The sequence below is a fragment of the Pseudomonas sp. NS1(2017) genome (assembly GCF_002269425.1).
GTDB lineage: Bacteria > Pseudomonadota > Gammaproteobacteria > Pseudomonadales > Pseudomonadaceae > Aquipseudomonas > Aquipseudomonas reactans.
The window spans coordinates 6,215,736-6,237,319 of the sequence record NZ_CP022960.1 but is presented as its reverse complement, the minus strand read 5'-3'; the positions used below and the strand labels follow the sequence as shown (position 1 = coordinate 6,237,319).

At 50.1% G+C, this 21,584-nt stretch carries 18 protein-coding genes and 2 pseudogenes; 18 read left to right on the top strand and 2 right to left on the bottom strand.

The window, feature by feature from the left end; genetic code table 11:
• Positions 1-426, bottom strand: a pseudogene (locus CI807_RS28955) (IS30-like element ISUnCu4 family transposase); the annotation flags it as partial.
• 28 nt (positions 427-454) lie between these two features.
• On the opposite strand from CI807_RS28955, the gene CI807_RS28950 reads away from it, so the two are divergent.
• The 18 genes and pseudogenes from CI807_RS28950 (at position 455) to CI807_RS32205 (ending at position 19,976) form a co-directional block, all read left to right on the top strand.
• On the top strand, positions 455-1,264 hold the full coding sequence (locus tag CI807_RS28950) for a polysaccharide biosynthesis protein (RefSeq protein WP_256578657.1): 810 nt from the start codon (positions 455-457) through the stop codon (positions 1,262-1,264).
• Positions 1,257-2,378 carry a non-hydrolyzing UDP-N-acetylglucosamine 2-epimerase gene (gene wecB, locus CI807_RS28945; protein ID WP_095017199.1) on the top strand — a complete coding sequence of 374 codons (1,122 nt, stop codon included), beginning with the start codon at positions 1,257-1,259 and terminating at the stop codon, positions 2,376-2,378. Before CI807_RS28950 ends, wecB begins: the two co-directional genes overlap by 8 nt.
• 43 nt (positions 2,379-2,421) lie before the next feature.
• Positions 2,422-4,005: a class I SAM-dependent methyltransferase gene (locus CI807_RS28940; protein WP_218239527.1), complete on the top strand. Its 1,584-nt coding sequence runs from the start codon at positions 2,422-2,424 to the stop codon at positions 4,003-4,005.
• Positions 4,002-5,216, top strand: coding sequence for a glycosyltransferase family 4 protein (locus CI807_RS28935; protein ID WP_095017198.1), 1,215 nt, complete (start codon positions 4,002-4,004; stop codon positions 5,214-5,216). Before CI807_RS28940 ends, CI807_RS28935 begins: the two co-directional genes overlap by 4 nt.
• Positions 5,213-6,436, top strand: a complete 1,224-nt coding sequence (locus CI807_RS28930; protein ID WP_095017197.1) for a glycosyltransferase — start codon at positions 5,213-5,215, stop codon at positions 6,434-6,436. Before CI807_RS28935 ends, CI807_RS28930 begins: the two co-directional genes overlap by 4 nt.
• Complete coding sequence (locus tag CI807_RS28925; protein ID WP_095017196.1) at positions 6,433-7,230, top strand: ABC transporter permease; 798 nt, start codon at positions 6,433-6,435, stop codon at positions 7,228-7,230. Before CI807_RS28930 ends, CI807_RS28925 begins: the two co-directional genes overlap by 4 nt.
• A gap of 8 nt (positions 7,231-7,238) precedes the next feature.
• Positions 7,239-8,618 carry an ABC transporter ATP-binding protein gene (locus CI807_RS28920; RefSeq protein ID WP_095017195.1) on the top strand — a complete coding sequence of 460 codons (1,380 nt, stop codon included), beginning with the start codon at positions 7,239-7,241 and terminating at the stop codon, positions 8,616-8,618.
• Between the two features lie 7 nt (positions 8,619-8,625).
• Positions 8,626-9,669, top strand: coding sequence for an acyltransferase (locus CI807_RS28915; protein WP_095017194.1), 1,044 nt, complete (start codon positions 8,626-8,628; stop codon positions 9,667-9,669).
• Positions 9,670-9,717: 48 nt separating this feature from the next.
• Entirely contained in the window at positions 9,718-10,521 is an 804-nt protein-coding gene (locus tag CI807_RS28910) for a glycosyltransferase family 2 protein (protein ID WP_095017193.1), read from the top strand.
• Positions 10,522-10,549: 28 nt separating this feature from the next.
• Positions 10,550-12,988, top strand: a complete 2,439-nt coding sequence (locus tag CI807_RS28905) for a hypothetical protein (protein WP_157742088.1) — start codon at positions 10,550-10,552, stop codon at positions 12,986-12,988.
• Positions 12,989-13,161: 173 nt separating this feature from the next.
• A complete protein-coding gene (locus tag CI807_RS28900) occupies positions 13,162-14,169 on the top strand; it encodes a lysylphosphatidylglycerol synthase transmembrane domain-containing protein (RefSeq protein WP_095017191.1) in 1,008 nt (335 codons plus the stop codon).
• A gap of 9 nt (positions 14,170-14,178) precedes the next feature.
• On the top strand, positions 14,179-15,210 hold the full coding sequence (locus CI807_RS28895) for a glycosyltransferase (RefSeq protein WP_095017190.1): 1,032 nt from the start codon (positions 14,179-14,181) through the stop codon (positions 15,208-15,210).
• Between the two features lie 434 nt (positions 15,211-15,644).
• A complete protein-coding gene (locus tag CI807_RS31380) occupies positions 15,645-16,229 on the top strand; it encodes a glycosyltransferase (protein WP_157742087.1) in 585 nt (194 codons plus the stop codon).
• The gene (locus CI807_RS28885; protein WP_095017188.1) at positions 16,226-17,443 is read left to right on the top strand and encodes a glycosyltransferase family 4 protein; all 1,218 of its coding nucleotides are present in this window, start codon (positions 16,226-16,228) and stop codon (positions 17,441-17,443) included. Before CI807_RS31380 ends, CI807_RS28885 begins: the two co-directional genes overlap by 4 nt.
• A gap of 288 nt (positions 17,444-17,731) precedes the next feature.
• The gene (locus tag CI807_RS32210; protein WP_095017187.1) at positions 17,732-18,049 is read left to right on the top strand and encodes a transposase; all 318 of its coding nucleotides are present in this window, start codon (positions 17,732-17,734) and stop codon (positions 18,047-18,049) included.
• The gene (gene tnpB / locus CI807_RS31375) at positions 18,046-18,252 is read left to right on the top strand and encodes an IS66 family insertion sequence element accessory protein TnpB (protein ID WP_157742086.1); all 207 of its coding nucleotides are present in this window, start codon (positions 18,046-18,048) and stop codon (positions 18,250-18,252) included. The genes CI807_RS32210 and tnpB overlap by 4 nt, the downstream gene beginning before the upstream one ends.
• Before the next feature lie 178 nt (positions 18,253-18,430).
• Positions 18,431-19,842 (top strand): annotated as a pseudogene (locus tag CI807_RS28870) (IS66 family transposase).
• A gap of 50 nt (positions 19,843-19,892) precedes the next feature.
• Complete coding sequence (locus tag CI807_RS32205; RefSeq protein ID WP_371858025.1) at positions 19,893-19,976, top strand: hypothetical protein; 84 nt, start codon at positions 19,893-19,895, stop codon at positions 19,974-19,976.
• Positions 19,977-20,173: 197 nt separating this feature from the next.
• Here the strand turns inward: CI807_RS32205 and CI807_RS28865 are convergent, their stop codons facing one another.
• Positions 20,174-21,346, bottom strand: coding sequence for an acyltransferase (locus CI807_RS28865; protein ID WP_095017186.1), 1,173 nt, complete (start codon positions 21,344-21,346; stop codon positions 20,174-20,176).
• Between the last annotated feature and the right edge of the window lie 238 nt (positions 21,347-21,584).

The following is a 21,584-nucleotide window of genomic DNA, read 5'->3' as shown; positions in this document are numbered from 1 at the left end:
GCTTTGCCGCAGGCAGATGATCAGCTCCTTGCGCAGTTCACCGACCGGCAGGGCATAGATCGCGTTATAGATCGTCTCGCGACAGACGTAGGCATCTCTGAGGCTGGGAATGTTCATGCTGCGCAGCTTGCCGGCAATCTGCTCGGGAGACAAACGCTCACGGAGCATATGCGCCACCAACTCGAAGCGCTCACCACCCCGCAACAGCTTTCGCTTCGGTCGACACACCTGGCGGCGAGCCTGCATCTGCTGCTGGGCCGCGTGGGCCGAGTAGCCGCCACAGACATCTCGATTGCGGCGCAGCTCCCGGCTGATGGTCGAAGGGGATCGGTTGATCAAGCAGGCAATCCTACGCAGGCTGAAGCCTTGGGCATGACTGATTTGAATGGTGGCGCGCTCTTCAACGCTGAGTTCGGTATAAGACATAGGGGCAGCACCGTACCGGAAAGGTCAGGTGTTGCACTCAGTTTTTGCCGCCGCCGTGTTTCACGCAGCGGCACTCAAACAAGTGCCTTCCTGTGAGTTCTACCCGATGGAGGCTATCCGGACCAACGTTCTCGGTGCCGAGAACGTCATGAAGGCTGCCATCGATAACAAGGTTGCTCGGGTTATCGTGTTGAGCACCGACAAGGCGGTTTATCCCATCAATGCCATGGGTATCTCCAAGGCCATGATGGAAAAACTCATGGTTGCCAAGGCTCGCATGCAGGGGGCGGGTGACACGGTTTTCTGCGCTACTCGCTACGGAAACGTCATGGCCTCGCGCGGCTCGGTGATCCCACTGTTTATCGAGCAGTTGAAGGAAGGCAAGTCGATCACCATCACTGACCCAACCATGACTCGGTTTCTGATGTCTCTTGAAGACTCCGTGGACTTGGTTTTGCATGCGTTCGAGCATGGCCGTCAAGGCGATATTTTTGTTCAAAAAGCGCCGGCTTCAACGATTGAGGTGCTTGCACAAGCACTGAAGGAGTTGTTCGAGAAAGCTAACGAAATTCGTGTTATCGGCACACGCCATGGCGAAAAACTTTACGAGTCGTTAGTTTCCCGTGAAGAGTTGGCAAAGGCAGAAGATATGGGGCAGTACTATCGCGTCCCAGCCGATAATCGGGATCTGAATTACGCGAAATTTGTAGTGGAGGGTCAAATCGCTATTGCGGGCTCTGAGGACTATACGTCGCACAATACTGTTCAACTGAACGTTGATGGTGTTAAAGAACTGTTGCTTAAACTTCCGTACGTTCAGGGGCAACTCAATGCTTAAGGTTATGACCATTGTCGGGACCCGTCCCGAGTTGATCAAAATGTCCAGGGTTATTGCGGAGTTTGATGAGCATACGCAGCATATCCTGGTGCACACCGGACAAAATTTTGACTATGAGTTGAATCAGGTTTTCTTTGATGACCTGGATATTCGCAAGCCTGATTATTTCTTGGGCGCGGTGGGTAGCAATGCCGCACAGACAATTGCCCGTGTCATTGAAAAAGCTGATGAAGTAATGGAGGCAGAAAAACCTGACGCACTGCTGTTGTACGGTGACACTAACTCCTGTTTATCAGTTATTGCGGCAAAGCGTCGAAAAATCCCCGTATTTCATATGGAGGCGGGTAATCGCTGTTTCGACCAGCGTGTACCGGAGGAACTCAACCGCAAAGTGCTTGATCACTTGAGCGACATCAATCTTGTGCTGACAGAACATGCGCGTCGTTACCTTCTGGACGAAGGTATTCCGGCGGACCGTATTATTAAATCCGGTTCCCATATGCAGGAAGTGTTGGAGTACTTCAAGCCCAAGATTGCCCAGTCCGGGATTCTGCAGAAGCTCGAATTGAAGCCCAAGGAGTTCTTCATTGTCAGTGCGCACCGTGAGGAAAACGTCGATACGCCTGAAAACCTGCGGGACCTGCTCAATACGTTGCAGGCGTTGGTAGAAGCGTATGAAAAGCCGGTGATCGTTTCCACTCACCCGCGTACCCGGCAGCGCCTGGAGGCATTGGGTATGGAAGGGCTGGATTCGAGAATTCAGTTTCTTAAACCCTTTGGGTTTTTTGACTATATCCGCCTGCAGATGGAAGCGTTTTGCGTGTTGTCGGACAGCGGTACTATCACTGAAGAAGCCTCTTTGCTGAACCTTGCAGCCATCACTATTCGCAATGCCCATGAACGCCCCGAAGGCATGGATCAAGGGACGCTGATCATGAGCGGCCTGAAAGCTGAGCGAGTCCTAGATGCTGTTCGTATTGTCACTCGTCAGCATCAGGATGGGGTCGCTCCGCGTATCGTTCCGGATTATGAGGGTGGCCTTGTTTCTCAGAAAGTTTTACGTGTCGTATTGAGCTATGTCGATTTTATTAACAGGACAGTTTGGTCCAAGTGATTGGAATTTTATATACCCATAAAAACACAGCGAGATATTTGATATGAGTACAGATACCGAGATGCTGGACGCAATATATAACGCAGGAGAGCGTCTGGTACCAGGAGAAACTCATGATCGTGCAGAGATCGTTCGCCATAAGAGCAGCTATAAGCTGTTTCGCGATATCATTGAGTCTGACATTCGGGTAAATCCATCGCTGATAGAGTCGGGTATTACCGTGCTCGATATCGGCTGTGGAACCGGTCATGGCACTTATATGCTTGACACTATTTTGGGTGTCAAAATTGTTGGTATCGACCCGAGTGTTGAGTCCATTCAGTACGCGAAAGACAATTATGGTTCGAGCAATATCGAGTACATCAATTGCGATGCCGAAGCCTTTGTGAGTCAATCCAAAGGTTTCGATTATGTGGTCTCGCGGCATGCACTTGAACACGTTGAAAATGGATTGAACTTTGCGTTAGGCATCGAGTGCCGTCGTCGCTTGATGGTGAATGTACCTTTCAACGAGTCGGAAGGTAACATCCATCATCTTGTGCATCGTATTCAAGAAGAGCATTTTGACGCTTACCCTAATAAAGAGTTTTTTTATGAAGGGTTGGACGGCGTCACTGAGGTTGCACGCACTGAGGAAAACCCACCTAACTCAATCGTGTGCATTTCCAGTGCGACGGACCTGAGGCCGGTAAGGACTGTTATTGATTTTCCAGTCGCTGCCTGGAAGCCAGAGTTTCTGCAGAATCTGGGTATCGAGTCACTGGAAGCAAGTATTCAGACTGCCGAACTGCTTTCCCTTCAGAAGCAAGCTCAGCTCGTTGAAAAAGAAGCGCAGCTGGAAAATCACCATGCCAATCTGAAAAACATGGAAGAAGACGTCATTCGCCGTGAAGCATGGGTGGTGGAGAAAGAGGCGCAGCTTGCCAATCACGAGGTAAACCTCAATGGCATTAAGTCGGCTCTCTCCGAGCGAGAAGTTGCGGCCCAAGAGAAAGAGCGACGACTGATTGAGCACGAGGCAAGTCTGGAGGTTGTTGAGGCACGTCTGCATCCGCGTCAGTTGGCTGTTGCCGAGACGGAGAGTGATGTTCAGCGTCGTGACGCGGCACTCCTCGAAAAAGAAGCACAACTGGTTGCTCATGAGGCCAGCCTGAAAGAAATCGAGGCGACGCTGGGTGAGCGTAAAACTGCCCTGTCCCTATCAGAGTCTGATTTGGCGAGACGTGAAGCAGCAGTTGTGGAGAAAGAAGCGCAATTGCTGAACCATGAGGTGAATCTGAACGGCATTCATGCGGATCTGACCCGGCGTAATCAGGACGTTTCCAGCGCCGAGCAGGACATTCATCGGCGCGTAGGGGCAATTTCTGAGAAAGAAGCGCAGCTCACGGCTCGCGAGTTAAGTATAGTAGAGCTTGAAACGAACGTTGCTCAGCAGAGAAACGCCTTGTCTATTCAGGAAGACAGTGTTAGGCAAAGTGAAGAGGGTGTTGTACAGGAAAAAACGCGCCTTGCACGCCGAGAAGAAGAACTGGCTGAGATGGAAGTCGCTTTGGTTCATCGCGAAACCTTGATTTCCAATAGTCTTATTTCGAAAGTAGCACTAAAACTAGGTTCGCTCCGTAAATGAAAATTCTGCAAGTAAATGGCTATGAGTCGCCAGGACGGCGCTTTAACGGATTGTCCATAACGCCTTTATTAAAGAAGCATGATATAGAATCCCAGCATCTCGTCTGGGAGAAAGACAGCCAGAACCCTGATGTGTTGACATTCGAGGGCGATTCGACCAGAAAAATCAATCGAATCGTGAACCGCTTTGAACGTCTCACCTCAACGCAGTCCATGTTCTATCCTCATGCCAAGCAGATGATGAAGATGCCCGCTTTTAAAGAGGCGGATGTCTTGCACTTGCACATTATTCATTCGGGCTACATGAGCCTCTCTCATCTACCGGAAATCACTCGGCGCAAGCCGACTGTGTGGACCTTGCACGATCCTTGGGCGATGACGGGGCATTGTATTTACCCCTTTGAATGCCAGCGCTGGAAGATCGGCTGTGGCAGTTGCCCGGACTTGAATATCCACTTTCCGTTGCTCAGGGATACGACGCGGTTGTTGTTCAAATACAAGAAGCGTTCCTATAAAAAATCCAAGTTTGATGTGATTGTGGCTTCGCAGTGGATGCGTGACATGGTCGAGGCGTCTCCGTTGTTTGAGGACGTCGATATTCATCATGTTCCATTTGGCCTGGATTTGGATTTTTTCTCACCGACGGCTTCGCCGGATGCGCGCAAGCGCTTTGGCATTCCTGACGACGCCTTGGTTATTTGCTTCCGCGCAGTCGACAACCAGTTCAAGGGGTTGCCTTATATCATTGAGGCGCTGGAGCGAATCAAGACAGATCAACCGATTTGCCTGCTCACGCTCAATAGCAAAGGGCTAATGGAGCGGTTTTCTGATCGTTTCCAGCTGGTCGAGTTGGGCTGGACCAATGACGAGGAAGAAGCGCGCGACGCGTTTGTCGCTTCGGATATTTTTCTCATGCCCTCTATCGTCGAAGCGTTCGGCGTCATGGCCATTGAGGCGCTCGCATGCGGTAAGCCAGTCGTAGTGTTTGACGGCACCTCATTACCCGAGGTGACCTTCGCCCCCGACGTAGGTGTTTCCGTGCCCATGCATGATGGAGTGGCGCTTTATGAGGCCCTTCAGCATCTGATCGACAACCCTCAGGAGCGACTTGAGCGTGGACGCAAGGGGCGTGAAATTGCGGAAAAGCACTATGGCGATGAGCTTTACGCACAGCGCCTGGCCGAGGTTTACAAAACGGTCGCGGCTAAATGAAGTTACTGCTCCTGACCGATATTCCTCCATGCCGTAATTTCACTGCAGGGTTGGTCCTTGATCGACTGGTAAGTTTTCTTCCCAAGGATCAGCTCGCGATCTGTGCAGTGGTCAACCCAGCGTTGCAGCCGGAAATACCGGCCGATCTCGACCTCGTCCCGCAGTTGCTCTTAACCAAGCCGCGGGAAGCATCGGTTAGAGTTCTGCCGCGTAGAGCTGGCGTATTGTCGGCGTTTCCCTACGAACTGCTTCAGGCAGGCCGAGTTCGCAACGACCTGTTGCCTAAGATCGTTGAGTTCTCCAAGGCTCAGCAGGTGGACGCTGTCTGGGTGGTGCTGCAGGGCCAGACCATGGTTCGACTCGCGCGTCAATTGACGAAAAAGCTAAATGTCCCCTTGTTGACCCAGGTTTGGGATCCGTTTGGTTGGTGGTTGCAGGCGAATCGCATTGACGGGTTTACGCGCCGTCGCCTTCAAAAGGAATTTGACGACGTCCTGAAAGAGAGTGCGTCTTGTGCAACGGCATCCTGGGCGATGTCTCAAAACTACTCGGCAAAGTACAACGTGCCCAACGTTCCCGTTATCGCGGGCTTGCCCCGAGAGTTGGCGCGTGAGCCCGCAGTACGTCCTCATGAGCGTGATGAGTTTGTTATCGCGATGGCTGGGCAGTTTTATGCGCAAGCGGAATGGCAGTGTCTGCAATATGCGCTGAATGGTTGTAATTGGACCGTAGCAGGGCGACGAATTCGCATCCGTGTGATGGGGGGGGGATTCAGCGCGTTTACGCAGAGCCCATCCAATTTTGAGTATCTGGGCTGGAGAAGCCAGGAAGAAACCATCAGCTTATTGGCAGATGCGGACTTGCTGTACATGCCTTACTGGTTTTCGGAGGAGTACAGGGAAGAGTCGAGCAATAGCTTTCCGTCCAAACTGGTCACCTATTTTGCAGCGGGGCGCCCCGTGTTCTGCCATGCGCCCGCTTATGCATCACCTGCCAAGTACGTTGAAGCCAATAACGCGGGTTACCTCTGCCAATCCCTCGATACCGCCACCATCGTCGCTTGCCTGGAGAAGGTTATCCAGGATGAGGATACGTATGGCCAATATGCAGCCAATGGGCGTGATTGCTTCATGAGAGACTTCACCCTGGAGCGAATGAAAGAGTCGTTGCTGGAGTTTCTGGGTGATCATACGAAGGCCGCGGCGGGGCTCGCTACATGAACCAACATATCCTGGTCGCCCACGTACGACATTTTGATCTGATCAAGCAGTTAATTAAGCGTGATATAGATATGCGTTTCAAGGGCGCGCTGCTTGGCATGTTATGGCCTTTGATCACACCGCTACTCACACTGGCAATGTACGCGGTAGTGTTCGGTTATTTTCTGCCCTCTCGCTGGCCGGGGGTTGAGGGGATAACCGGGTTTGCGCTGATGTTGTTTCCGGGTTTGATCGTATTCAACTTTTTTGCCGAGTGCGTTAACCGCGCGCCAAATTTGATTACGTCGAATCCAAATTTTGTGAAGAAAGTGGTGTTTCCTGTCGAGTTGTTAGTCTGGATCCCTATCGGGTCGGCCGTCTTCCAACTGCTGCTCAGTATCGTCGCCTGGATGGCGATAGCGTTGGTGGTCAACGGCAGTCTGCAATGGACGATTGTGTTCCTTCCCTTCGTCATTGCTCCGATGGTGTTGTGCCTGCTTGGCATCACCTGGTTCTTGAGCGCATTGGGGGTTTTTCTGAGAGACATCGCCCAGTTGACCGTGGTGGTCACCCAGGCATTGATGTTTTTCTCACCGGTGCTTTACCCGTTGGATAAACTCCCCACTTGGGCCAGCAACATTATCATGCTCAACCCGCTCACGTTCATCGTAGAGCAGAGCCGATTGGTATTGATTAATGGGGTTATTCCAGACTTTCGCGGCCTGCTGATATACACCGGTGTGAGCCTGTTTATCTGTTCACTGGGGCTTCGTTTCTTCAGGTCGGTCAGGCATGGCTTCTCGGATGTTTTATGAGTGTTGAAATGAACAGCGAAATTAAAGCCTCTCCTGTCATCGAGGTATCGGGGCTGGAGAAGGCCTACCATCTCTATGACGCGCCACACGATCGCCTGAAGCAAATTTTCTTCGGTTGGAAGCGCAACTACTACCGCGATTTCCTCGCGCTGAAAAATGTAAGTTTCGAGGTGCTCCAAGGGCAGTCCGTAGGCGTCATTGGTCGAAACGGCGCGGGCAAAAGTACTTTGCTCCAGTTGCTCACGGGTACATTGACGCCTACGCAAGGCTCCATAAAAGTTAATGGCAAAGTTGCTGCGGTTCTGGAGTTGGGTTCGGGCTTCAATCCTGAGTTCAGTGGCCGGGAAAACATATATCTTTATGCCAGTCTGTTTGAGCTGAAAAAGTCATCGATTGAGGAGCGATTTCAAAAAATCGTCGACTTTTCAGAGTTGGCAGAGTTTATAGACCAGCCGGTCAAGGCCTATTCCAGTGGCATGCAAGCGCGCCTAGCGTTTTCCGTCATTGCACACGTTGATGCCGATATTCTGATTATCGATGAGGCGTTGTCCGTTGGTGACGCCTTTTTCGCACAAAAGTGCATGAGGTTTCTTCGCCAGTTTCAGGAAAAAGGCACGATACTTTTTGTCAGTCATGATTTGGCTGCGGTCACTGCATTTTGTGATCATGCGATCTGGTTGGAGGGCGGCGCTATCCGCGAAGCAGGGAGTGCCAAGGAAGTTTGTGAAAACTACTTTGCCCAGCAATATATGCAGCATACGGGGGCAGAGATCACCACTGCTGCGGTAGACGCTGAGGCGGCAGATGATTTGGAGAGCGCGCTTGAGCGGGAGCCTGACAACGACATCATCGAGCAGCAAGTAGTTTCCCTAGAGGACAGTTCAATTGCGAAAGGTGGCCAGGAGATCGAATGTTTCGGTTTCAATGAGCAGTCTTCAGCTTTTGGCACGGGAGGGGCTGAGATATTGAAGGTCAGCTTCACCAATCAAGCCGGTCATCCACTGATTGCCTGTGAGGGAGGTGCTGAAGTAGTTGTCAAGGTTGTAGCGAAAGCCAATCATGATATTGACCTTCCGATCATGGGGTTCACGATTAAAGACCGTTTGGGGCAGCCGCTGATTGGCGGAAATACCTATCACTCATACAAAAAAAATCCAGTGAAAGTGGTCGGTGGCAAACGTATTGAGGCAGCGTTTCACTTCAAGTTACCTATTTTGGCCATCGGGGATTACTCGATTGTTGCTGCCATTGCCAATGGAACGCTGCAGGAGCACGTACAGTTGCATTGGATGCACGACGCTGTTCTGTTTAAAATAGTTGCTTCAAGCATTAACGGTGTGATTGTTGGGGCGCCGTTGGACAAAATAATACTAACTTCCAGGATGTAGCACTGCTATGACACAACAACAAATGGGGCGATTGGCTTGGGCAGATTCATGTCGCCTGATTGCGATGCTAGGGGTTATCGTAATTCATGTTTCAGCACCTATATTTTATAACTATAAAAATATTGGCCTGGGTGACTTTCTAACGGCCAACGCCCTCGACTCTATTGCGCGGGTGGCTGTTCCGTTGTTCGCGATGCTTTCTGGAGCCCTGCTGCTGGGCAGGGAAACGTCTGGTGCTTTCAGCGGTGTGGCATCCCGCATAATGAAGGTGGCAGTGCCGCTGGCGTTTTGGAGTGTGATACACGTATTTTGGATCTGCTACTGGCAGGGTCTGCCACTGAGCATCCCATCGGCGTTGACACAGGCTTTTAATGGGCCGGTTATGTATCACCTGTGGTTTGTTTACATGATCATAGGGATCTATATCGTACTGCCGATTCTTCAGCCTCTCTCGGCTGCCATACTGTCGAGCAAATACTTTGCGGCTTACTTTTTTGCTATATGGTTTTTGACGAATGCTGTAAGACTCTATCATCATGAGCCGTTACTTAACCACTTGGTGTTGACCGACTTTTTGCATTGGCCAGGCTATTTCTTGCTCGGGTTCTACCTGGCGCACTCCGATGCTGTAAAAAAACTCTCCACTTGGTACAGCGGTATTATTTTTATCTTGGCCAGTGTGACCACCTTCTTGGCAAGCTGGTATTTGAATTCCAAATCGCCGACGCCGGTAGAAACAGCGTTGGAGTACTTCAGCCCTAATGTGATGATCGCTTCGATTGCTGCGTTTATGCTGATCGGAAAAATTCGCATGTCAGCGAAGCTCGCAAAGCCTGTTACCTTTTTGTCAGGGTTGGTTTTTCCTGTGTACTTCATGCACCTGCTGGTGATAGACCTTATAAAAGCGGGCATGTTTGGCTTCACCTTGCCTTTGGCAAAAATGTCAACCTTCGGAAGTATCATAAGTTTGTCGCTAAGCACTTTTATCGTATGCCTGATACTGACCGCATTGAGCCGTCTGGTTCCTTATTCATCTAGGCTGATTGGTTAAAAATAAAAAAATTGAACTGAAGCATCATTTTAAGGAAAAGGGAGATTTATGAGCACTGATACTCATCAAGATGCACAAGCGGAAAAATTGTCTGGAGTGCCCAGGCACTACGAAGATCCAATCGATTTGACCATCGTTATTCCCTGCCTGAACGAGGCCGAGAACATCGTTGGTATTCTCGACAGTGTCAAAGAGGCAGTGGGTGGTAAGGTATTCACCACCGAGATTATTGTCGTAGACGATAAAAGCGACGACGAAACCTACACTTTGGCATCCGCTTGGAGCGAGCAAAACAGAGATCAGTTGCCGGTTCGAGTCATCAGTCGCTCTCTTCACCGCCGGGGTTACGGAGCCGTCGTACGATATGGTGCTGCTCACGGCACGGGTCGCTACTGCATTTTCGTCTCCGCAGATGCGGTGGACCCTATCCACCTGATTCCTGCTCTTTACGAAGAAATGGAGAAAGGCGCTATCCTGGCTCAGTGCTCCCGCTACATCCAGTCTGGCGACGATGGCACTATTCCGTTTAAATATAAGTTTTTCCAGTTCTTTTTCCGTATTGGCGTGAAGTTGGCGTTGGGGCAGTATATTCCCGACTCGACTTACGCATTTAAAATGTTTCGCAGACGAGAGACGCTGGGTGTGGGGCTGAGTCAAAACCGGTTCAGTATCAGCCCGGAGATTACCTTCAAATCCATCTTGATGGGCGGGGAGGTCAAGTATATTGCGGGCGCACAAGGCGTGCGTGAGCGGGGCGTTTCCAAATTTATTTTTCATAAGGAAGGACTGGGCTTCGGTTACTGTCTGATCCGAGCGTTTTTGCATAAAACCAAGCTGGTGTATTGGTTCTAATTCTCGCTCATCAGTATGTGGAATTGCCGTGTCTGACTTATTGTTTGATAAACGCTCACGAAGCTATCCGAAACGACCCCTGTTAGAGGCGTTTTTGGTTGCGTTGCTGCTTATCGTAGCTGCTTTTCCCGATGTTTTATTCAATGGCGCAAGTCTACGCCTAACGGATCAAGTGACAGGCGCCCTGTCGGGAGGGCAGCAGAAGTCCGTTTACCCCATTCCAATGTCGACGGGATGGTGGGGGGGGTACAACGATAACGGGGGGGCAACCTATCAGTCCGACCCTATGATCCAATTTATGGCGCACACGCTGAGAAGCGGCGAGTCGCCCTATTGGAACCCCTATTCCGCCGCAGGCGCGCTTGGGCCCGAGGCGCTGATCGACCAGAAGTTTTCAGCGTTGACGATCATGAGTGCGTTGTTCGGCGGGAGCTCCCTCAGCTTCAATATTGCGATGATTGTCGCCCTGTATTTTGCCGTGTTTTTCGTCTATCGAACGATCAGGGAAGTGTTTGGGCTATCATCGATTGCTGCTGCTGCCGGCGCCATATTTTACTTACTCAATGGTTATATTACTGCGAACCTTGGTTCAAATGTTACGCAAAGCTATCTCTATATTCCGGTCTGTCTATATACTGCGTTAATTCTGATTAGTCGTGTTTCTGTTTTCACGTGGAGTATGGCGACGCTGGCGTTTGCATTGTTTTTTTCATGCACGTTTATGCCAACGACTATCACAGGGTTGCTGGCGATAGGTTTGATTGTTGTTGGTTGGCTTTGGGTCTGCCTCAACGCAGGACGGTATACGAAAGCGCAAGGATGTTTTGCTCTTGTTGTTCTGGCAACAAGTATATTTGCATCTGGCTTGTTGCTGGCGCCGCTATACTTCCCGTTTCTGGAAAATCTCAAAAGCCTCGGCACGCTGGATGATTATTCGAAAAGAGTGTTTTGGAGTTTACGTTTTCCAAACGCAATTGCCTCTTTTTATACGCCAAGCCATCTGTTTGAATCGTATAACGCTATGGAGCCAGCGGCGGTCTCTTGGAAGGGAATGGGGGGCATTACGGGGAATACTGTTTTTCACAGCGGCGTTGTTGCTATCGCATTGGCGAGTTGCTCATTGTCGGCACGACAAAAACACGCCAGATGGCTGATTGCTTTATGTGCGGGCAGTAGTTTGTTCGTGGTGGCGCGTTTATTTGATCCCGTATGGATTCACTGGCTATTTTCCTATCTGCCTATCGTTGGGAACATTGGAAGCCAGTACTGGTGGCCAGTGATCCTGCTGCCAATGATCGTGCTGGTGGCTTTTGGTGTGGAAAACTTACGCCAGCGTGATTTTTACGTGTTGCCATATTTCGTATTCATGGCGGTGCTCGCGTCTTCCTTGATCTACCTGTTTAATCTGTTCGGACTGCAAGAGCCAGCACTTGATTATAAAGTAGGGGCCTTGTATTTCACCGCTGCTATGGTAGTGCTGACCGCAGTCGTCATACTGATTCTTAAGTTTGTTCCGCGTGCGACTAATGTTTCGAATGCGCTGCTGTTAATATTGTTGGTTGCCTTATTTGTCGAGTTGTTAGGGTGGGGTAAGATGAGTCGTTTTGAAAGAAGCGATGTGTTCAACCAAATGCCACCCGCTATACAATTTGTGAAAGATAATATCGGTCATAGCCGAACTATGAATTTTGGGCAAGGGGGGCTGGCTCCTGAGTTAGGCTCGGCTTATCGTATTCAAGAAGTAACAACGATGAATCAAGGTAGCCTACCGGCATTTAATGACTTCTTCTATTCGGCCTTCAATCTCGCCGGTAATCAGAGACTTGGCTATCATCCAGATTTAGCGCCGAGAGGCGCCTTTCCGTCATTCATGTTAATTCATGATACGCCGAGAGAGAACTCCATAAGTTGGGAGGCTGCTAACTTGTTGGGCGTTAAGTATGTTCTGTTACCTGCTACTTTTACAGCATACAAGGATGAGTTAATACATTTGGGATTCGTTGAGGCCTACGGAAGCCCAGGCACTGCCGTAATGGAAAACCCCCACGCACTGCCAAGGGCTTTTTCGATCAGCGCCAAGGGGCTTTCAAATGAGAACAACGTGAAGTTACCCCTCGATTTCAAGAGTACGCTGCTGCCTGCATCTATCGATACCTATCGCAACGGTGAAGTTGTATTGAGCGGTGATGTGACGGAACGATCATTGGTCGTTCTTTCGGACAACTGGCATTCCAACTGGAGCGCTCTGCTGAACGGTCAGAAAACGCCGATCATAAAGGTCGTCAATACCTTCCGCGGTGTTATCGTTCCTCCAGGTCACTACTCGATCAAGATGGAATATCAACCCAAAAGCCTGATGTGGTCGTTGGGGTGCACCCTGTTGATGCTGTTGTCGTTAATCCTGCTGGGGTGGCGCCGCAAGAGGATCGATGAGTGGTTGGACCATCGCTTGCCCACAGCGAGTTGAACGAATAGACAAGGTCTGGTTGGCAGGAATGCCTGCCTGTTCGTGCTGTTAGTGTTGGAAGAGAGGGCGGTGATGGGTCAGATCGCGTTGCGCTTGCTAGCCGATGCATGATATGACCAAAAAAAGCGGCCTGAGATGCGCGTTAGGATAAACAGGTTAAAAAGTAGGGATTTATGCGTTATTTAAAGAAGAGCAACATTTTTTTAATTGTAAAACTAATGCTCGCAGGCGCGTTGGTCGTGGCGCTTTTGAACAGCGGCCAGTTGGATTTCGGTTCTATAGCGGTGGTATTCGATCACCTCAATCTCTTTATTCCAGCTTTGGTTTGTCTGTTTCTAGGGATCGTAATAAGTGGCTTTCGTTGGTGGTTGTTGCTCAAGGCAACGCGTAATGTGGTTCCACTGAGTACGATACTTAACCTGCAGTTGATGGGCAGTTTTTTTTCCACTTGGCTACCAGGTGCCGCCGGTGGGGATGCAGTTAAGGGCGTGCAAATTTTTCGTCTTTTGGAGAGTGGTCGATCGACGGCACTTATCTCGATTGTCACTGACCGTGTATTTGCAATGATCGGCTTGGTATCTGTTGCCGCTCTGGTTTCAATCTTTTTACCTGCTGCCGTGTCTCCTGACTCAGAGTTTCATCAATACATCGGTTTACTTAGGATATTGGTGTTACTGTCTTTCCTGGGGGGGGGGCTGCTGGTGCTGAGCGTTTTTGTTGCCTTGAATTTTTCTCTTATTGAGCGCTTGCCGATAAAAATTCGGCATCACCTTCAGCCGTTCGGATTGGCATTGCTCATGTACTTTCGTGCCTGGCCTACATTGCTGGTATGTTGGGCGGTTTCGTTAGCCGCAACGGGTATCGTGATCATTGGAATGGTAATAATAGCGTCAATGTTCACATTCGCCGCGAATGCCGAAGTGACTGCAATCGCGGGCGTGTTTGGGAATTTATTTTCGGTCATTCCTATTACTCCTGGTGGTTTGGGAGTAGGGGAGTCGGTATTTTCAAAAGTGTGCGTCGAGTTGTCTAACAGGATTGCACCGTTTGCGACGATCTACTTTTGTTTTCGCGTGGGTATGTTAGTAGTAAATATTCCCGGCATGATTGCGACGTTGTTATACAGTACGAAAAGAAATCGCGAAAAAGCTAAAAGTCTGATTGCTGAAAAACTTGCTTAGGAGTTTAGAATGACTTCGATTCCTGAGGAAACGGCAGGGGGGGATGATTTTTTGCCATTGGTGACAATCGTTATCCCGGTTTTCAATGGGGCGAGTTTTTTAGGTGGCGCAATAGAGAGCGCATTAGGGCAGACGTACTCGAGTATTGAGGTCATTGTTGTTAATGACGGTAGTTGCGATGAGGGCGCGACGGAGCGTGTTGCGCGGTCGTTTGGAGATCGCATTCGTTATTTTTCAAAGGAAAATGGTGGTGTTGCATCAGCATTGAATTTTGCGATACATAGGATGAAGGGGGAGTACTTTTCCTGGCTGAGCCATGATGATCTCTACTTGCCTGATAAAGTGTCGCAACAAGTAGGCTTTTTAACTAGATATGAGGCTACTCGAACGGTTGTATATTCTGACTATTCGATTTTTACTGATGAAGCGGTAGCCGACAGTGTTTCTGTTCATATGCCTGGGGTGCCTCCCAAATACTTTCGCTATTGGCTTGCCGCGCGTAGTGCTTTACATGGCTGCAGCTTATTGATTCCTCGATCTATGTTTACGGAAATTGGAACCTTCAGCGAACGTTTGCGCACGACACAAGATTATGATTTGTGGTTCAGTGCGGCAGAACATTACTCTTTTGTTCATCTGCCTGCTGTGCTCATTCAAGCACGTAACCACGGAAGTCAGGACACGCAGAGCCGTGCCAATCTGGCGTTTCAGGAATCAAATGATCTACACCTGAGTTTTGTGAAAAAACTTTTATATTCGGAGATTCCTGGAGAATCTGTTGATGAAGTAGGTCGTAGCTATTTGAGGTTGGCTTCACACTTATGGACGCGTGATTTTATAGCGGCAGGCAATCATTCTGCAGAGAGGGCGAGGCGTTGCGGTGTTTCCTCGATTCGCGTCTTGGCGGTCACTCTCCACGCGCGCGGCACATTTTTTTTAAGACGAGTCGCGCTGAGTTTTTTGTCTTTACGAACTAAACAAAAAGTGCGCTACTTGCATAGTCTTTTGCGTGGAATTCAGAGAGGTTTAAAGATTTTTTGAAAACTTCAAGGAAACTATTTTTACACGCTCCTGGCATTCACGTTGGTGGCGGGTTGACGCTTCTCCGAGCGCTCTATTCCACGCCGGGTATGTCCGTGGATTTCGAGCAACTAGACACACGGGCCGCTCAGCTAATACCCTCTTCATCCGCAGAACGGCATCTGATTTCGCCCTCGATTTTTTCCAGGTTTGCTGCTGAGTTGAGACTGCAACGACGAGCCGCAGATGACCATGCGGTGCTGTGTTTCCATGGCTTGCCTCCCTTGTTGCGTTGCCGGGGTAGCGTAACGGTGTTTCTCCAAAATAGACTGCTTATTTCCTCAGTCCCCCTGCGTGGATATTCGTTGAGAACGAGGTTCCGCCTGACGGTGGAACGGTTTTTAATAAAAAAACTGGCACACCGGGTCAACAAGTTCATTTTGCAAAGCCCGTCCATGGCCGAACAAACTCGCGCATACCTCGGGCCTACATCCAAAATTGTGATTTGCCCCTATATAGGTGATTCCGACTTTTCTGCTGTGGCCACCGATAGTGAGCGTTGCTTCGATTATGTGTATGTCGCTAGCGATGACCCTCACAAAAATCATCAGGCACTGTTGCAGGCATGGTGCCTGTTGGCGGAGCAAGGGATACGCCCTAGCCTAGTACTGACACTTGCGTTGGATTCGCCCCTGGCTGTGCAGGTTGCAGAGTTGAAAGAGCAATGGGGGTTGAGCGTCTCTAATCTTGGCCCATTGACGCCAAATGAGGTGGCCGGTCTTTATGCTCAAGCAAAGGCTTTGATTTACCCCTCTTTAACTGAATCATTGGGGTTGCCCCTGATCGAAGCTTCTCGTGCAGGCCTGCCAATCATCGCCGCTGAGCTTGACTATGTCAGAGATATTGTTGAGCCTGTCGAGACTTTCGATCCTCAGTCTCACACGTCAATTGCCCGATCGGTCAAACGTCACCTTGGAATTGTGGGTACAACTCAAGCCATCTATGGTCCGGAAGTGTTTTTAAGGGAAGTATTGCAATGAGAGTTTTGGTGTGGACGCAGTATTTTTGGCCAGAAAACTTTCACATTAATCATGTGGTAGAAGAACTGCGGGCTCAGGGGGCGAAAGTAACTATTTTGACAGGTAAGCCAAATTACCCCGACGGAAAAATTTTTGACGGCTATCGTTCAACCGGCGTTCAAAGTGAGTATTACGAAGGGATCGAAATTATAAGAGTGCCTTTGAGCGCACGGGGCAAGAACTCGGGTAAAGGTATGGTCCTGAATTATCTTTCATTTATACTTTCGGGTTATTTTTTTGCGCCTTGGGTATTGCGCGGCAGAAAATTTGATGTGGTTTTTGTATACGCGCTATCGCCATTGCTGCAGGCACTACCTGCAGTATTTGTTTCATTCATAAAGCGCGCGCCGCTAGTGGTTTGGGTTCAAGATATCTGGCCGGAAACTTTGGTGGCAACAGGTTTTGTCAAGAATAAATTTATTTTGAAGTTAGTCGAATATTTCGTGCGTTATATCTATCATTTTTCCGATTTGATCTTGATTCAGTCAGAAGGTTTTCGCGCTTCGGTACAACGCCTTACAAAAAACTGGAGTAAGATCAGCTTGCTTCCTAATTCGGCTAAAGAACTTGTTCGCACGACGCCGCCGACGTCTTCAAAGTTACATGAGGTTTCTCGCTATTTTTCTGTTGTGTTTGCGGGTAACGTTGGTATCGCTCAGTCATGCATGACAATTGTGGAAGCCGCCCGTCTTCTGCAAGGTCAGGACAATATTAAGTTTTTTATTGTTGGAAGTGGTCGTGCAGAAGATACGGTTGCGCAAAAGATTCATGATTTGGGCATCACCAACTTAGAATTGTTGGGGCGGATATCGCCTGAAGAAGTATCTGATATTTACGCTGTCTCATCTGTGCTGTTGGTCACGTTGAAAGCTGATGATGTACTGTCAGCGACGATTCCAAGTAAAGTTCAAGGCTATTTGGCGGCGGGCAAACCGATTATCGCGAGCTGTAACGGAGAAGCTGCGCAGGTTGTTTTGGACGCTCAAGCCGGATTAGTTTCGCCAGCGGAGGACGCCAGCGGTCTTGCAGATGCTGTATTGGAGCTTTATAACAGCGATCCGGCGCGCCTCGATACAATGGGAAAATGCGGTCGGGAATTCTTCCTGAAGCACTATCATCTCCCCGCCAGAACTGCAGAGTTGATTGAGTATTTTAAAAATCTGAAGAAAGTGTAAGTACGCTCCTCAGGACAGCATCGAATGCCTAAATAGAACCCTGTGAAGCAGACTCAAGTCAGCGTGTAGGGTAATGGCTGTGCATAGCGGTCAGGTAACATGCCGTTCTAGCACTATGCAGTGCGCACATTGGCCTAACCACGCGAGTTTTGGTCATAGAGCAAGTGTTGGATACGTTGGCTTACGCCACTTTTGATGTAATTTAAGCGAACGGTGAACACGCCTACCGATCTCCCAAATTAAGGGCGATGGTGTCCGCCTATTTTAAGCGGACGCGATAGCCCTTAAATGCGCCAACGAAGCTCTTACCCCAAGTCGTTTAAAGCCCAAGTTGTCCAGGAATGCCTGCAACCCGGCGCCTCCATTTCCAGCGTTGCCATCAGTCACTGCATCAATGCCAACGTGATCCGTAAGTGGCTGCCACTTTTCCGAGATCAACCACCCGCAACCCTGCCAGCATTCGTTCCGGTAAAGGTAGCCCCGAAAAGGCAGGTCGATCCATCGGTGATCATTGAGCTGCCATTTGGCGAGCAAACTATCACGGTGAAATGGCCGTCTTCCGATCCTGAAGGGGGTGTCCGTTTTGTCCGTGGACTTGCTTCGTGATCCGCATCGACGCAATTTGGCTGGCCACCGAACCGATGGACATGCGCTCTGGTACCGAGAAAGCCCTCGCACGAGTCGTGTCTGTCTTCGGTGCGGCGCAGCCGCACTGTGCTTATATCTTTGCCAACCGTCGAGGCAATCGCATGAAAGTATTGGTGCACGACGGACTGGGCGTTTGGTTGGCGGCACGCCGCCTGCACTAGGGGAAGTTTTCCTGGCCGAGCAATCGGCATGGTGACCAAATGGAGCTGAGTTCTGAGCAGCTCCAGGCACTGGTGGTCGGTCTTCCCTGGCAATGGCTTGGGTCTGACGGAGCCATCCGTAACCATTAAGAGACATGGATGACATACATCGATCAGCAGATCGGGCAGAGTCATCGCCATGATCCCTACTACTCCTCTCGATCAGCTCGACACCGAACAACTGCGCAGCCTAGCTGCGCAGTTGCTCAACCGCGTTGAGCATCTAGATACGCAGCTGGCGAGCCTAGACAAAGAGGTTCTTCATCAAAAGACCCGCAACCAGCAACTTATTCACGAAATAGCCCAGCTCAAACGCCACCGCTTCGCCAAACGCTCCGAGTCGTTCAGCCCTGATCAGGCCAGCTTGGTCGACGACCTGATTGAGACCGACCTGGCCGCCATCGAAGCAGAGCTTGAAATCCTGGTACCAAAGCCAGCGCAAGCAGCAGTCCGCCAGCAACCCAAACGCACTGCATTGCCTGCCGAGTTTCCGCGCACGCTGATTCATCACGATCCAGAAAACACTCAATGCCAATGCGGCTGCGCCCTCAAGCGCATCGGCGAAGACGTCAGCGAAAAGCTCGACTACACGCCAGGCGTGTTCAGCGTTGAACGGCATATTCGTGGCAAATGGGTCTGTGACAACTGCGAAACCTTGATTCAAGAGCCGGTGCCGGCGCAGGTCATCAACAAAGGCATCCCGACGGCTGGGCTGTTGGCCCAGGTGATGATCGCAAAATACGCCGACCATTTGCCGCTGTACCGCCAGGAGCAAATCTTCGGGCGGGCCGGTCTCGCGATTCCTCGTTCAACGCTGGCCAGTTGGGTCGGCGCTTGCGGCGTGCAATTACAGCCACTGGTGGATGCCTTGCGCGAAGTCGTGCTTGAGCACAACGTGGTGCATGTCGATGAAACGCCAGTACAGATGATGGCTCCGGGTGAAAAGAAAACCCACCGAGCATATGTTTGGGGTTATGCCACGACCGCGTTCGCCGAGATAAGCGCGGTGGTGTACGACTTCAGCCCCGGTCGTTCTGGCAATATGCCCGCAACTTTTTGGGCGACTGGAAAGGCAAGTTGGTCTGTGACGACTACGGCGGTTACAAAACCAGTTTTGCACTTGGCGTCACTGAAGTCGGCTGCATGACCCGCGCCCGCTGCAAGTTCTACGACCAGCACGTCACCAAAAAAAGCGTGCTGGCCGAGCAAGCATTGCGGTATATCGCGGCTTTGTATGAGGTTGAACGCGAAGTCCGCGATTTGGAACCGGATGTCCGGCGACGAATACGTCAGGAAAAAGCCGCGCCCCTGATGGACGCGTTTCATACCTGGATGATCGCCCAGCGCGAGCGTGTGCATGAAGGTTTGGGGATTACCAAGGCGCTGGATTACAGCCTTAAACGTTGGGCTGCGTTGAGCCGTTATCTTAACGACGGCACGGTGCCCATAGACAATAACCACCTCGAAATCAGATACGGCCATGGGCGCTCGGGCGGAAGAACTGGTTGTTTGCTGGCTCACTACGCAGTGGCCAACGCGCTGCTGCGCTAATGAGTTTGATCCAGTCGGCCTAGCTCAACGGCCACGATGCATATGCTTATCTGAAGGACGTTCTTACTCGCCTGCCGACGCAGCGGGCGAGTGAGATTGGGGAGTTGTTGCCGCATCGATGGCAACCGGCTTAGCTGCGCAAGACGGGATGCCTGACCGCTTACGATGTAATCACAAAAAAGGCGAAAATCACAGGATCGAATACCGCGACTTAGGTGCTGTGTCGGTCCATGGCCGGTTCCCGAGGGGATCGGGAACACAGCATCAGTGGAGTAATTACGCTCATTTCGGGCGGCACGCCCCGAAGGGTCAGCGCTGGGGATGTTCGAGGTTATGAAGTTGCCGCTTCAGGCGTTTTGGTTTTGGATTCCAGGTATCTTTTGGATTTTTCTATACCTCTCTTTCTAAGAGGCTTCTCCACAAAACGATAGTTGAGCTCGGAAAATATTGCGATTAACACAATCGCGGTTAAGCAAAATCTAATATTGTAATGGGAGTTGAATTCAAACGTCGCACCCTCAATTCTTGACCATATTTCCCTGGTGAGCCAAAACGCCGGATTGTGAACCAAGTAAATGGCAAACGATCTGGTACCCACATAGGCCAGTATGTTTCGAATTTTGCCTTCTGGGAATAGGTAGTTTCGTTGGTATGAGCTGAGCCACACCGTCAGCGTGCAGAGCAAGGTCACCATCGTGAATACGAACGGAACGACTCCTCCACTTGAAGGAACAATTAGAATTGCGCCGATCAGGGCAACCGCAGTGAAGTATTTTGCTAGGCTGTTCGCCAGGAACTTTGGCTCTATTAGCGAATAGGCTGTGGTATTTCTGAATATGGCGAGGCACACGCCTAACATAATACCATCCATTCTGGTGTACAGCACATACAGCATGGTGAAGTTAAAATAAGCAATGCCTGTGCCGATGAGAACCGCAGCGGCGAGCCAGAATATCCAGCGCAGTCTCAGAAAGAATAGAAATGGGAATATGAAGTAGAACTGCTCCTCCAGTGAAATGCTCCAGTAAATGCCATTGCTGCCACACACTTTATTTCCAAGGGTGGATAGATAGCAGCTAGCAAAATGGATGTTAGACATGAACATCGCAATTGACAGTCCGTCGAAAATATTCGCCTTTAGTGTTGTGAAGATTCCGGTTTGGTTGAAGGTGATTGAGAGTAGGCAGACGATCAGGATCCATAACATTGCAGATGGCATTATTCTATACGCGCGACGTATGTAAAATGACACCATTTCTTTAACGAAAGTTGATTTGTCTTCCAGTCGGGCTGATGCGTAAAAGGCTTTATAGAACGCGTTGGCAATCACATAGCCGGATATGCAGAAAAATATATCGACGCCGGCCCACAACCCGTATGACCAGTTGCCTATTTCTGGATACCAAAATAGAAGATTGCCTAGGTGGCCCATGACGGGAAGAAAAACGGCGATGGCGCGCAACGCCTCAATTTCCAGGTTTTTGTTATGCGTGATTAAAGACATTCAGCAGTCCATTCTTAATGTGGCCGGGCTCAACAGTAGAGTTCCGGAAGTTCCTTTTGTCAGTTGTTAATGCGTGACTTGAGTTCTATTATCTGCTTGTCGGTTATGACATCACTCAGCGAGTCGAGCACCATTGATTGGTGCTGAGGAGTTATTTGGGGTGGATTCTACAAGCGAACGCCGCGCGTGTCAGGTGTGTGGTTTTGCACTCGGTGCAGGACACCGTGAGCAGGCGCTT